Here is a 13098-nt window from a genome sequence, read left to right as displayed (position 1 = left end):
GACAATGACGACTTATAAAAAAATCATGAATATCGCCTTACCGGCTATGGCGGAGAACTTTTTGCAGATGCTCATGGGAATGGTCGACAGCTATTTGGTGGCCAGTCTTGGGCTGATTGCGATCTCTGGTGTCTCGGTGGCCGGCAACATCATTACTATTTATCAGGCAATCTTTATCGCGCTGGGAGCTGCTATTTCCAGTATCATCTCCAAGACTCTGGCTCAAGGAGACAAGGAGCGTTTGGCCTATCATACAGCTGAGGCTATCAAGCTGACGTTGCTTCTGAGCCTTCTGTTGGGGCTGATTTCCCTGCTCTTTGGCAGGCAGATGCTGGATCTTCTGGGGACGGAAAAAGCGGTGGCTGAAGCAGGCGGTCTTTATCTGGCTCTGGTTGGAGGGACTATTGTTCTGCTAGGCTTGATGACTTCTTTTGGGGCTCTGGTGCGGGTTACGCGCAATCCTAGATTCCCCATGTATGTCAGTCTTCTGACCAATGTCCTCAATGCCCTCTTTTCCGGTCTGGGGATTTACGTCTTTCGGCTTGGTATTATTGGTGTAGCGCTGGGAACGGTGCTGGCTCGTTTGGTTGGTGTACTGATTCTATGGCGGGAGCTGGATTTATCCACAATCCGCTGGAGCTGGGGCTTAGATGGAGAGCTATTGCGCCTGTGTCTGCCGGCTGCTGGAGAGCGGCTCATGATGCGGGCCGGTGATGTAGTTATTATTGCCATTGTGGTCGTCTTTGGGACGGACGCAGTAGCGGGGAATGCCATCGGTGAAGTCCTGACTCAGTTTAATTATATGCCTGCCTTTGGGGTTGCGACAGCAACAGTCATGCTAGTCGCCCAAGCGGTTGGTGAGGGAGATATGCAAGAGGTCGGTCTGATTCGTCAGCGGACCTTCTGGTTGTCTTTTGCTTGCATGTTGCCTGTGGCTTTAGGGATTTTCGCCTTTGGACGGCCGCTGACCTTGCTCTATACGGATAATAGCGGAGCTATCACAGCCAGTCTTCTAGTCATCCTCTTTTCCCTATTGGGAACTCCCATGGCAGTGGGAACCGTGATTTACACAGCTGTCTGGCAGGGGCTGGGCAATGCTAGACTGCCCTTTTATGCCACGGCTATTGGTATATGGCTGATTCGCATCGTTACAGGTTATTTGCTGGGTGTGACCTTTGGCTTGGGTCTGCCGGGGGTCTGGGCTGGGACGCTCTTGGACAATGGCTTCCGCTGGTTATTTTTAAAGGTTTTATTTGACAGAAAAATGAGGAAAATCACATGACAAAAGCGTTTATTTGGGATTTGGACGGCACCTTGTTGGACTCCTACGATGCTATTTTGGCGGGGATTGAGGAAACCTATGCTCACTATGGTTTGGACTTCGACAGAACCCGTATCCACAGCTATATCCTAAAGCACTCTGTCCAAAAGCTCTTGGAGGAAGTGGCATCTGAGAAAGGCCTGGATGCTGCCGAGATGAATGCCTTCCGTGGAGCAAGCCTAAAGGAGAAAAATGCTCAGGTCCATTTGATGGAAGGGGCTGCGGAGATTCTGGCCTGGGCTGAGGAGCAGGGCATTGCCCAGTTTGTCTATACCCACAAGGGGCTCAATGCTCATAAAATCTTAAAAGACTTGGGAATTCATGATTATTTTATAGAAATCATCACAACAGCCAACGGCTTTGAGCGCAAGCCCCACCCAGAAGGTGTCGACTATCTGCTCGAGAAATATGGCCTGAACAAGAAGGAAACCTACTATATCGGCGACCGGACCCTGGATGTAGATGTCGCCGTCAACAGTGGTATCCAGAGCATTAACTTCTGTGACTACCGACCAGAAATCAATCAGAAAATAGAGAAGCTGGTGGATATAAAGCAATTATTTACAAGATAAAAAGCAGACCAGAACTGATCTACTGTCAGTCTAGCCTGCTTTTTCTTTTAGAGAAGGCGAGTGATTTTTTAAAGATAGGAAAGTTGGAGATTTTCCCCAACAAAACATTCTTTATGTGAACAAAATATGTGTAGTAAGTATTGAATAAAAAGGTAATTGATAAGTTTATTGTTAGGTCAAGAGATGATATAATCTAATTAATTATAAATATTTAAAAGAGGTAAGACTATGACCTTAATTAATAAACTTGAAAATGCTATAAAAGAGTTAGAAGGAGGAAGATTTCAAAAACTATGTGATTCGTATTTAAGAAAAAAATATGATTTTAAAATTGTTTCGTTAGGTTCGCAAGAAGGAACAGATAAGACAACTAAAGGGATTCCAGATTCTTACGCAGAGGAAGACGATAAATATGTTTATATCATGTATGGTACCCATAAGCCTGTAATACCTAAATTGAAAGAAGACATTCGGTCAGTTAAGAAAAAAATTTTAGAAGAAAGTATTGCTGAAGATAAAGTTGGGAGACTTATTTGTTGTCATACTTCTTCAAATATAACAATTGAACAAAAAGAAGAACTAGAAAAAATATTTGAGCCTTATAGATTAGAATTGATTGGAATTAATGAGTTGGCTTATGACCTGACAAAGTTGAATTTTCAATATTTGGCAAAAGAGTATCTATCAATCAGTGAATCCACAGAGCAAGTTTGGGCTCTTGATGATTTTATAAGAATTCATGATATGAGCAAAACTAATGCACCTATATCAAATGATTATATTGGAGATGTGAAAAAGTATATTAATAACATGGAATCAAGTGAAAACCGGATTTTATTAATATCTTCTAAATCTGGAACAGGAAAAACTAGATTAGCAATTGAAATTTGTTCTTTGCTAGATAGAAATAAATATAACATTCTGTGTGTTAAGAGCAACAATCAAGACATTTATCAAGATGTCAAACGTTATTTAAGCTTAGATAAAGAAAATATTATTTTTATCGATGATGTTAATACTACGCAAAATTATATTTCGACACTTGGGCTATTGAATACGAATAGTAATATTAGGTTTATTCTTACCGTACGAGATTATGCTAAAAAAGATATAATCAATAACATTAAAGATTATGGTTACGATAATTTTGTTCCAACTCTTTTAAAAGATGATAATTTTAAGCATTACTCAATCAATTCTCTAAAAAGAATTTTACCAATAAAGAAATTGAACATATCGAAACGATATCTAAAAGCAATCCACGTATTGCAGTCATTGCAGCGAAGTTATCTAGTTCACAGGATTTGACTAATTTTAATAATGAGATAGATATTTTAAACGATTACTATGAAGAAATTTTAGACAAGAACAATATTATTTATTCAGAGCAACAGAGCTTATTTATCTTATCTTACCTGAAAAAAATTAGATTGGATAATTTAGAAAGCAATCAGGAATTCAATAAATTATTGAAAATAATTGATATAACAAATACTGATTTTAAGAGTGGGGTAGAGAGGCTTCATGAGCGAGAGTTGTGTAACATTTATAACGACAAAATTGTAAAGATAGCGGATCAATCATTAGATGATTATATAGTTATTAAGTTTTTAATAAAAAAGAAAATATCAATCTTAGAAATTTTACATGAGTTATATCCGGTAAGCGATCAAAGAGTTGTTCAAATATTAAATCAATGTTCCAATTTTATTAGGTCAAAGGATGATCTGGAAAGCATTTCAGATGCAGTTAGAACTTATTATGCTGAAAGTAATTTTGAAAATGACGAACTTAAAGAAAAATTTTTAATACAATTTGGAGTATTACTTCCTTTAGAAGCAATTTCACATGTTAAAAATAAAATTGATAATATAGAGTCTGAGGCTTATACAAAGACTAATTTTATTAACCAGAAGGATAAAAAGGAATCTATTGAGGATTCGGTTTTAAATATTATATTTGTAATTACACGGACAAGATATTGTAGTCAAATTCTCCAATTATTATTAAAGTACTTTGATAAAAATCCTAATATGATTTCGGAGGTTTATAGTATTCTTGAAGCAAACTACGGTTTGGTTACAGAAAGAGCATATGATTATGTCTTAGCTGGAAATGTCATTTCTGAACTTACTAATCTTGATTTGACGAAAAATTATAACCAAGAATTAATTGTAACAATTTTGAAACAGTATCTTAAAATTATAGTTGATAGAACAGAATCTAATGAGAAGACATTTACATTTAGCCATTATGTTATTCCTGACAGTGAAAATTTAAGCCAGTATCATAGAAGCATACTAAAACTTTTGGCAAGTCTATATAAAATAGGAGCCTCTGAAATTAGACTTTATATTGATAAAATCCTGTATGATTACAGTAGAACAATTTTGAATCATTCCGAAAGTCACGGCGAGACCATCCTTGGAGATTTGAAAAGCATTAGAGAATTTTTTTTTAGTGATATTAAAAACTTATCTATGGTTGGAGAAAAAATAGTTTATGCTTTACATAAAGCTGAAGTGAAAGAAAACTTACCGAGTTTTTTTGACGATTATATAATTTCTGAAAGACAAGAGATATATAATAATTTAACCAATCCTAACCATGCGTGTTTTTATAAGGATGATGTGAAAATTAAACTACAACAAATTGCAGATAGCTATTCAAGCAATTGGCAAAATATTTTCAAATTTGCAAATCAATTTAAAAATAACTTGTTTATGAATGATATCAATATTGAACTGGTGCTATTTAATATGTTTTTGCTATTAAAAAACGATAACAAGATAAAATTTTTAAATTCTATGTTTAAATCAAACTATCATTTTGGAAACAGGACTCCGATTAGTTTTTTAGAAAATATCGAGAAAAGTTCAATGCAGTCTGTTATTGCTTCCTCTCCGGAATTAGAAAAATATGAATGGCAACTTGCTTATTTAACTCAACTTGAAAACGTAAAAAATAGAGATTTACAGACATTAAAGGGTCTTCTAAAAGCTAATTCTTTACCAGATTATCTTACGATTCTAAATTTTGAGAGATTGATTTTGAAAGATCCAAGTTTGAAAGAGTTATTAATACAAAAAGCAGGGAATGCTAATTTTGTTATTTTTGATTTTATACGAGAAGAGGATGTGAGAAAATTAATAAATCTAATTGGAGAAAACGATTTAAAATCCCAGTATTTAATCGATTTAGGAAACAGAATTGATCACACCTGTAGTCTTTTTCAAAAATTAGGGGAAAATGATGTTAATTTTTCAGTAGAAGTATTGAAGAAAATTGATGAGCTGAAAATGGGAAGCACAAATTTAGGATACATGATATTACATACTATAAATGGATTTAGTGATAAGAATGAAATTTATAAAAAATTTATACACTTTGCAATAAATAAGTCATATTACTACTATAATAGTATGCTCGGTGATATTATAAAAAAGGATAGTCAAATTATAATAGAAATGTTGGAAGAAACAGGTAATGAACAATTTGCAATTAGATTAGTTAATCTAGGTGTAGAAGTTATAGAAGATGGTAATCAAAGATTACTATTATTTAAACTGCTCAAATCAAAAGAATTTGGCAAGAAGTCTTTTCAAGAAATACATTTTAGTCCGTATTCGTATTTTTTTACGGGGAGTCATGTTCCAGTGTTGGAATTAGAAAAAGAACACTTAGAAAATATTAAAGAGATATTTAAAACTGATTTAGATTACATTGATTTACTTCTTCACTTAGATAAACTAATAGATGGCAAGCGTAAGGAGATTGAAAGAGAATTGGAAAAAGAGTTTTAAGTAGATTATTTTCCACGCCGCCTTTTCTGTCTTTGTCCGCCTTTCGTGTTATAATAAACCTATGGAAAATAAGAATAAGTTATTATTAATCGACGGTTCGTCCGTTGCTTTTCGCGCTTTTTTTGCGCTTTATAATCAAATCGACCGTTTCAAGAGTCCATCTGGTCTGCATACCAATGCTATTTATGGCTTCCACCTCATGCTCAATCATCTCTTGGAGCGCGTGCAGCCGACTCATGTCCTAGTAGCTTTTGATGCTGGCAAGACGACCTTCCGGACCGAGATGTACGCTGACTATAAGGCAGGTCGGGCCAAGACACCAGATGAATTTCGTGAGCAACTGCCCTTTATCCGAGAAATGCTGAAGCACCTAGGCATTCACTACTACGACTTGGCTCAGTACGAGGCGGATGACATCATCGGGACCTTGGATAAGATGGCTGAAAAGACGGCTGTGCCTTACGATGTGACCATTATCAGCGGCGATAAAGATTTGATTCAGCTGACGGATGATAATACCGTGGTGGAGATTTCCAAGAAAGGCGTAGCCGAGTTCGAGGAATTTACACCAGCCTACCTCATGGAAAAGATGGGTATCACGCCTAAGCAGTTCATTGATCTTAAGGCGCTGATGGGCGATCAGTCGGATAATATCCCCGGTGTGACCAAGATAGGTGAGAAGACTGGTCTCAAGCTCCTCTTGGAGTATGGTTCTTTGGAAAATCTCTATGAAAATATTGACCAGCTCAAAGCTTCCAAGATGAAGGAAAATCTGATCAATGACAAGGACAAGGCCTTCTTATCTAAAACCCTAGCCACTATCAATACTCAGGCTCCGATTGAAATCGGACTGGATGATTTGGTTTATAAGGGTCCGCAGGTAGAGGCTCTGAGCAAATTCTATGACGAGATGGGCTTCAAGCAGCTCAAGGCTCAGCTAGGAATGGCTCAGGATCCTGTAGAAGTCAAACCAATTGAATTTACCAAAGTGACCGAGGTGACAGCAGATATGCTGGCACCAGAGCAATTTTTCTATTTTGAAATCTTGGGTGACAACTACCACAAGGAAGAGATTGTTGGTCTTGCCTGGGGCGATAGCCGTCAGATTTATGTCGGCACCAGCGATTTACTGCAACAGCCTCTCTTTCAGGAATTTTTGACAAAAACAGCTCTGAAAACCTACGACCTCAAGCGGACCAAGGTACTGCTCAGTCATTATGGTATCGAATTGCCAGCAGCTTCCTTTGATGCGCGTCTAGCCAAGTATCTGCTTTCGACGGTCGAGGACAATGAGCTGGCGACCATTGCTCGCCTCTACGGCCAAACAATTCTGCCGACTGATGACGAGGTGTATGGCAAGGGAGCTAAGCGCGCTCTGCCGGACCAAGCGCAGTTCTTTGAGCATCTGGCTCGAAAAGTCCAAGTATTGTTGGAAACAGAAGAGCCGATGCAAGAGCAGCTTCGTTCCCACGATCAGCTGGATTTGTTGCTTGAAATGGAGCAGCCCCTGGCCTTTGTCTTAGCCAAGATGGAGATTGCGGGGATTAAGGTTGAGCGGGAAACCCTACAGGGCATGCAGGCAGAAAACGAAAAGACGCTGGAAAGTCTAACGCAGGAGATTTATGACCTGGCTGGTCAGGAGTTCAATATCAACTCACCGAAACAGCTGGGAACCATTCTCTTTGAGGATATGGGGCTGCCGCTGGAGTACACCAAAAAGACCAAGACAGGCTACTCTACAGCAGTGGATGTTCTGGAACGTTTAGCACCGATAGCACCGATTGTGTCTAAGATTCTGGAATATCGTCAAATCAGCAAGCTCCAGTCCACTTACATTATTGGATTGCAGGAGGCCATTGCGGCTGACGGTAAGATTCACACTCGCTATGTTCAGGATTTGACTCAGACGGGCCGCCTGTCCTCGGTTGACCCCAACCTGCAGAATATCCCCGTTCGTTTGGAGCAGGGGCGCCTTATTCGCAAGGCTTTTGTGCCAGAGTGGGCAGACAGCGTACTACTCAGCTCGGATTATTCCCAGATTGAGCTGCGGGTGCTGGCTCACATTTCGCAGGACGAGCATCTGATTGCTGCCTTTCAGCATGGAGAAGACATTCACACGGCTACCGCCATGCGGGTCTTTGGTATTGAAAAGGCAGAGGATGTGACGCCTAATGACCGCCGCAATGCCAAGGCTGTCAACTTCGGAGTAGTCTATGGCATTTCCGACTTCGGACTGGCTAATAATCTGGGAATTTCCCGCAAGGCAGCTAAAGACTATATTCAGACTTATTTTGAGCGTTTCCCTGGTATCAAGAATTATATGGAAACCATCGTCCGCGAAGCGCGTGATAAGGGCTATGTAGAGACTATTTACCATCGCCGCCGCTCCTTGCCGGATATCAATTCTCGCAACTTTAACATCCGAAATTTTGCGGAGCGCACAGCTATTAACAGCCCGATCCAAGGCTCCGCCGCAGACATTCTCAAAGTTGCTATGATTAATCTGGATCGAGCTCTGACAGAGAAGAATTTCAAGTCTCGCATGCTCTTGCAGGTGCACGATGAAATCGTGCTGGAAGTGCCAAATGACGAGCTAATTGCCGTCCGCCAGCTGGTCAAAGAAACCATGGAAGCTGCGATTGAGCTAGCCGTTCCGCTAGTAGCTGATGAAAATGCCGGCCAAACTTGGTACGAGGCGAAATAAAACAAGATACAAAGAGCGTCAAAACCGACTGAAAATTAGGAGTCCGGACGAAGGAGCCATGCTCCTAGAACGGATTATCTATTTTCTAAGGTTTTAGCCCAGATTCAGTTAAGACGTAAATACTGCAAAACTATCTAGCTTTATTATGAATGAGGAGGAAGCCTATGACTTATCATTTTCAAAATCCCAGTGATGCCATCGTCAAGCATTATCTGAACAACAGCAAGGTGATTGCTGTTGTTGGCTTGTCTGACCGCGAAGAAACGACCAGCAACCGTGTGTCCAAAGAGATGCAGGAGCGAGGCTATCGCATTATTCCGGTCAATCCGCGGGCAGCGGGCAGTCAAATTTTTGGTGAGACTGTTTATGCTAGTCTCAAAGATATTCCTTTTCCAGTGGATATTGTCGATGTATACCGCCGCAGTGAGTTTTTGCCGGATGTGGCACTGGATTTTCTGCAGTCGGATGCCAAGATTTTCTGGGCTCAGTTGGGCTTGGAGAGTGAGGAAGCTGAGCAGATTTTGCGGACAGCCGGTCGGGATGACATTGTCATGGACCGCTGCATTAAACGCGAGCATACCCGCTTGATTCTGGGCGAATAAGATGGCCAAGTTAGTCATCATTCGTGGCAATTCCGGCTCTGGCAAGTCTAGCCTAGCCAGGAAACTGCAGACTCACTACGGCCGAGGGACTATCCTGATATCGCAGGATACGGTTAGACGGGACATGCTCAAGGAAAAAGTCGAGCCAGGAAATTTATCTATTGACCTGACGGAAACATTGGCACGCTTCGGTTACGAACATGATTTGCTAGTTCTGGTAGAAGGGTTTTATGAGACGGGCATTTACGGACAGATGCTAGAGCGGTTGAAAAAACTCTTCGCTCCGCAGGTCTTTGCCTACTACTATGACCTGTCCTTTGAGGAGACGGTTTGGCGCCATCGTACCAGAGCCAAACAGGCGGAGTTTGCTCCGTATGACATGAAGCGCTGGTGGAAAGACCGGGATTTCTTAGGCTGGGAAGAGGAATCCTTCTTCACAGATGAGGATTCACTAGAGGCAGCCTTTGATAAAATCTGCTCTGCCCTAGACAAGACATAATATAATAGTAAATAAAAAACAACTCACAAGCTTAGGACAAGGAGTTCCGTGCCTGTGGGTTGTTTTCTTTTGAGCTTGCTTTTTCTTTTTTCAATTCCTCGTAAAAGAGAATGTAAGCAGTCGCAGTATAAGGGAGAACCATAATATTCAATATCCCATACGTCATTTTAGCCAATAAATTCCAGCCGATGAAGCTCAGATCCAGCAAAAATAGCTTTCCTTTATAGCCTTTCATTAACTTCCGGCTTTGACGGATAGCAGAGAAAGCTCCCTGGTAGGTGTCAGCCTCAAGCTGGTCGTAGAGGATGAGCTCTGCTTGAGAATATGCGTAGTACTGAGGAACAGTGATGCCTAGACCAACCAATATCAAGAGGCTTCCCAGTAACATACCAGGGGTGTATTGAAGAATCTGCTGTCCTGCCTCGCTTTGAGCAGTCAGCACAGTATGGGCAGGAAGTTTTTCCGAAATATTGAGAATCTTATAAGCATTGAAGACGGACAGAAGACTCCCGCAAAATATAGGAAGATTCCAAAGGAAAAGCAATAGCTGCTTGAGCAAAACGGTTTTGAAAACAGGTGTGAAGTTCTTGCTCGTAAAAAGATGCCCAATATCTGAAAAGCGAACCTCATCCTTTTTCTTGCGGATGACGGTTATCATGGTGTAGCTGGCAGAAAGCAGCAGGAGAGACGTGATAAACTGAATGGTCGTCGGAAAAAGAGTTCGGCTAATCAGAAAATATATGAACTGGCTGAAGGTCAGGTCGGAAACGGAGTCTCTTAGATTCCCAATAAGGGAAAGCAAGATGTTTAGGATACCGGCAAGAGTCGGGGCCGCAAACAAAAGAAAAATCCCCCTCGTTTGACTGCGGACGGTACGAGCCTGAGCTCTGATGTTACTTAGATTCATAATTCCTCCATTTGGATTTGTCTGTTACATTATATCATACCCCGTGACAGATAGAAGTTTTTTTGGTAAAATCATACGGTATCTTGTGAGCCCTTGCTGCTCATTATATAGAAGAAAAATCGCTGGGACTGTTTTTCCCAGCAGGAGGAAACATGTCAACATCACCGATTCAGTATCGTTTGATCAAAAAAGAAAAGCACACAGGTGCTCGCTTGGGAGAGATTATTACGCCTCACGGGACCTTTCCGACGCCTATGTTTATGCCAGTCGGGACTCAAGCGACGGTCAAGACCCAGTCGCCAGAAGAACTCAAGCAAATGGGGTCAGGTATCATCTTGTCTAATACCTATCACCTCTGGCTGCGGCCGGGCGATGAGCTGATTGCCCGCGCAGGAGGCTTGCACAAGTTCATGAACTGGGACCAGCCTATTCTGACCGATAGCGGCGGTTTCCAGGTTTATTCTCTAGCTGACAGCCGCAACATCACAGAAGAAGGAGTAACTTTCAAGAACCACCTCAATGGTTCCAAGATGTTCCTATCGCCAGAAAAGGCCATCTCTATCCAGAACAATCTAGGCAGCGACATCATGATGTCCTTTGATGAGTGTCCACAGTTCTACCAACCTTATGACTATGTCAAGAAGTCCATTGAGCGGACCAGCCGTTGGGCAGAGCGTGGCCTCAAGGCCCACAGCCGTCCGCACGACCAAGGTCTCTTTGGGATTGTTCAGGGTGCTGGCTTTGAAGATTTGCGTCGCCAGTCTGCTCAAGACTTGGTCAGCATGGATTTTCCAGGCTACTCTATTGGAGGACTGGCTGTTGGTGAGTCCCACGAAGAGATGAATGCAGTGCTGGACTTCACAACGCCTATGCTGCCTGAAAACAAGCCCCGCTATCTCATGGGAGTTGGAGCACCAGATAGCTTGATTGATGGGGTTATCCGTGGTGTGGATATGTTTGACTGCGTCCTGCCGACTCGGATTGCCCGAAACGGTACCTGTATGACCAGCGAAGGACGTCTGGTTGTAAAAAATGCCCAGTTTGAGGAAGATTTCACGCCGCTGGACCATGACTGTGACTGCTACACATGTAGCAACTACACGCGGGCTTATATCCGCCACTTGCTTAAAGCGGACGAAACCTTCGGCATCCGCCTGACCAGCTATCATAATCTCTACTTCTTGGTAAATCTTATGAAGAAGGTTCGCCAAGCTATCATGGATGACAACCTGCTGGAATTCCGTGAAGACTTTATTGAGCGCTACGGCTACAATAAATCCAGCCGAAATTTCTAAGAAGCTCCATTTGAAAGGGGAAGCCATGTCTGATGAAGAGAAATTGCTGAAAAGATTGTCAGCTTATCTGTCAGATGACCAAAAACATACTATACGTATATACGGTCATGGTGCTTCGGGCAAGTCAACTTTTGCTCGAAAACTCCAACTAATATTGGGTGAGGAACGAGCCAATCTGCTAGCAACAGATCCTTATGTAATTACTGGGGAGTATCGAGATTTGCTCAGTTCCAAAGATTTTCTTCATCAAAAAGTAACAGCCTGCCTCCCAGCTGTTCATGAACTAAGCAGTCTGGAGCGAGATATTTGTGCCTTGCAGTCTGGTCTGGATATTCTGACCATTGGCACAGCTTGGTCGCCTAGCTTGCGTTTATCAGCCCGAAAGCCGATTTTAATAGTAGAAGGCATGTCGGCTGCCTTTTTGCCTGAAAGTTTGTTTGATTTGTCGATTTGCTTTTACACGGATGATCAGACCGAGTTAGAACGCCGCTTGGCTCGGGACGTGGCTGTACGAGAGCGCAGATCAGATTGGATAAAGCAGACACATCTAGCTCGGCGAGAGCAATATAGGCACTTCTATCAGCCCTATCTAGCGGCTGCAGACCTTGTCATCTGCCAGTCGGACAACAGCTTTCGCATCGAAAAGGACAGTCCCTTACTATAAAATAAAGTAGCCAAGGGTAAATTTTCATTTTTGATCTCACTGATGTGCGTCAGTGAGATTTTGTATTTTCTGAATACAAAATCGAATAAATAGTTGAAAAAGTCTAAATTTTCTTCTAGATAGTGACTTACAAGACTTATAAATTGTTTAGAAAACACTTTCATAAAAAATTATCCTAAAAATCTTTAAAAAATTACTCAAATCCCTTGCAATGACTGGTTCTTTGTGTTAAGATACTATGGTGCTGTAAAAATACAGTGTGTAGCTTTGATGCAAGAGGTTGCGACACGCTCGGTTGCATTGCCACGCAATCACCTGTCGGTTTTCTTGTGGAGCTAGCCTATTATCTTAAATAGACGAAAAGGAGAAAAAGATGGCAAACAAAAAAATCCGCATCCGTTTGAAAGCTTACGAACATCGTACACTTGATACAGCGGCTGCAAAAATCGTAGAAACTGCTACTCGTACTGGTGCTGAAGTTGCGGGTCCAATCCCACTTCCAACTGAGCGCAGCCTCTACACAATCATTCGTGCGACTCACAAATACAAAGACTCTCGCGAACAATTTGAAATGCGTACTCACAAACGCTTGATTGACATCATCAACCCAACTCAAAAAACAGTTGACGCTTTGATGAAATTAGATCTTCCAAGTGGTGTGAACGTAGAGATTAAACTTTAATCTAAAGCTTGATCTAAACCAGAGCATAAAAAACGCTCGTTAAAAACTT

The 13098-nt window shown here is 41.5% G+C and carries 9 protein-coding genes and 1 pseudogene; 9 read left to right on the top strand and 1 reads right to left on the bottom strand.

All coding sequences use genetic code 11. The annotated features are described in order from the left end of the window. Positions 1-4: 4 nt before the first annotated feature. The 6 genes and pseudogenes from ELZ47_RS11330 to ELZ47_RS11305 all read left to right on the top strand — a co-directional run bounded on the left by ELZ47_RS11330 (position 5) and on the right by ELZ47_RS11305 (position 9501). Positions 5-1282 carry an MATE family efflux transporter gene (locus ELZ47_RS11330; protein ID WP_126436049.1) on the top strand — a complete coding sequence of 426 codons (1278 nt, stop codon included), beginning with the start codon at positions 5-7 and terminating at the stop codon, positions 1280-1282. Then, complete coding sequence (locus ELZ47_RS11325; RefSeq protein ID WP_125332162.1) at positions 1279-1893, top strand: HAD-IA family hydrolase; 615 nt, start codon at positions 1279-1281, stop codon at positions 1891-1893. The genes ELZ47_RS11330 and ELZ47_RS11325 overlap by 4 nt, the downstream gene beginning before the upstream one ends. A gap of 228 nt (positions 1894-2121) precedes the next feature. After that, positions 2122-5696 (top strand): annotated as a pseudogene (locus ELZ47_RS11320) (ATP-binding protein). A 61-nt stretch (positions 5697-5757) separates the two neighbouring features. After that, complete coding sequence (polA, locus tag ELZ47_RS11315) at positions 5758-8400, top strand: DNA polymerase I (RefSeq protein ID WP_125332167.1); 2643 nt, start codon at positions 5758-5760, stop codon at positions 8398-8400. A 164-nt stretch (positions 8401-8564) separates the two neighbouring features. After that, entirely contained in the window at positions 8565-9002 is a 438-nt protein-coding gene (locus ELZ47_RS11310) for a CoA-binding protein (RefSeq protein ID WP_032916117.1), read from the top strand. A 1-nt stretch (position 9003) separates the two neighbouring features. Then, on the top strand, positions 9004-9501 hold the full coding sequence (locus ELZ47_RS11305) for a kinase (RefSeq protein WP_126436048.1): 498 nt from the start codon (positions 9004-9006) through the stop codon (positions 9499-9501). Positions 9502-9532: 31 nt separating this feature from the next. On the opposite strand, the gene ELZ47_RS11300 is transcribed toward ELZ47_RS11305, so the two are convergent. Continuing rightward, on the bottom strand, positions 9533-10408 hold the full coding sequence (locus ELZ47_RS11300) for a DUF975 family protein (RefSeq protein WP_126436047.1): 876 nt from the start codon (positions 10406-10408) through the stop codon (positions 9533-9535). A gap of 152 nt (positions 10409-10560) precedes the next feature. Between ELZ47_RS11300 and tgt the strand changes: the two genes are divergently transcribed. The 3 genes from tgt to rpsJ all read left to right on the top strand — a co-directional run bounded on the left by tgt (position 10561) and on the right by rpsJ (position 13049). After that, positions 10561-11703, top strand: coding sequence for a tRNA guanosine(34) transglycosylase Tgt (gene tgt, locus ELZ47_RS11295; RefSeq protein ID WP_002898736.1), 1143 nt, complete (start codon positions 10561-10563; stop codon positions 11701-11703). A gap of 25 nt (positions 11704-11728) precedes the next feature. Continuing rightward, positions 11729-12367: a uridine kinase family protein gene (locus ELZ47_RS11290; RefSeq protein ID WP_126436046.1), complete on the top strand. Its 639-nt coding sequence runs from the start codon at positions 11729-11731 to the stop codon at positions 12365-12367. A gap of 373 nt (positions 12368-12740) precedes the next feature. After that, positions 12741-13049, top strand: coding sequence for a 30S ribosomal protein S10 (gene rpsJ / locus ELZ47_RS11285; protein WP_002894478.1), 309 nt, complete (start codon positions 12741-12743; stop codon positions 13047-13049). The last annotated feature ends 49 nt before the right edge of the window (positions 13050-13098 follow it).

Origin of the sequence: Streptococcus sanguinis (genome assembly GCF_900635155.1) — a bacterium.
Classification (GTDB): Bacteria; Bacillota; Bacilli; order Lactobacillales; family Streptococcaceae; genus Streptococcus; species Streptococcus sanguinis_G.
This window is presented reverse-complemented; position numbering and strand designations above follow the sequence as displayed.

Coding starts and splice junctions, on each gene's coding strand:
- ELZ47_RS11330 (WP_126436049.1), top strand. CDS start 5: ATGACGACTTATAAAAAAATCATGAATATCGCCTTACCGGCTATGGCG.
- ELZ47_RS11325 (WP_125332162.1), top strand. CDS start 1,279: ATGACAAAAGCGTTTATTTGGGATTTGGACGGCACCTTGTTGGACTCC.
- polA (WP_125332167.1), top strand. CDS start 5,758: ATGGAAAATAAGAATAAGTTATTATTAATCGACGGTTCGTCCGTTGCT.
- ELZ47_RS11310 (WP_032916117.1), top strand. CDS start 8,565: ATGACTTATCATTTTCAAAATCCCAGTGATGCCATCGTCAAGCATTAT.
- ELZ47_RS11305 (WP_126436048.1), top strand. CDS start 9,004: ATGGCCAAGTTAGTCATCATTCGTGGCAATTCCGGCTCTGGCAAGTCT.
- ELZ47_RS11300 (WP_126436047.1), bottom strand. CDS start 10,408: ATGAATCTAAGTAACATCAGAGCTCAGGCTCGTACCGTCCGCAGTCAA.
- tgt (WP_002898736.1), top strand. CDS start 10,561: ATGTCAACATCACCGATTCAGTATCGTTTGATCAAAAAAGAAAAGCAC.
- ELZ47_RS11290 (WP_126436046.1), top strand. CDS start 11,729: ATGTCTGATGAAGAGAAATTGCTGAAAAGATTGTCAGCTTATCTGTCA.
- rpsJ (WP_002894478.1), top strand. CDS start 12,741: ATGGCAAACAAAAAAATCCGCATCCGTTTGAAAGCTTACGAACATCGT.